Origin of the sequence: Streptomyces sp. NRRL B-24572 (assembly GCF_002156145.1) — a bacterium.
Taxonomy (GTDB): domain Bacteria; phylum Actinomycetota; class Actinomycetes; order Streptomycetales; family Streptomycetaceae; genus Streptomyces; species Streptomyces vietnamensis.
On sequence record NZ_MWIG01001122.1, the window covers coordinates 1 to 562 of the forward strand.

The window sequence follows — 562 nt, forward strand, 5'->3', positions numbered from 1 at the left end:
GTGGAGAAGACGGGCGCCCCCGTCCCGTACTCCGGTTCCCCGCAACCCGCAGCCCCGGGAAGGCTCAACGACCTCCCCCGCGAATTCGGGCCGGAGTTCGCGTACTTCGAGTACCAGGGGGAGGGGAAGGAGGACGTCGAGACCGGTCTCACCCTCCCGCGCGGCTTCCTGGCGGTCGACGTGATGAAGAAGGGCGCCGGGTACCTGGACATCGTCACGCTGACCGTCCGCAAGCGCCGGTGGCGGCAGGTCATGCGGAGCGGCATGGACGATCTGCGCGGAGTGGGCGTCCTGCACCACGACGGTCAGTCGCCGTTGCGGCTGAGGGTCGACACGCGCGGCCGGTGGATGATCAGGCTCCGCCCGGTGTCGACGCTGCGTTCGTTCGACGGGCCGGTGGAGGGGTACGGGCCGGACGTCCTGGCGTACACCGGGGACGAGACCGGCGTCAGGTTCCGGTTCGAGGGCGACGAGGACAAGAAGGGGTACTTCGGCGTCGCGGCCCACCGGAAGGGCGGCCATTGGGAGTACCGGTTCAGCCGGCGTGACCGGGGCCGGGGGA

At 70.6% G+C, this 562-nt stretch carries 1 pseudogene; it reads left to right on the forward strand.

What is annotated here, in order from left to right:
- Window positions 1-562, forward strand: a pseudogene (locus CCN56_RS43740) (hypothetical protein); the annotation flags it as partial.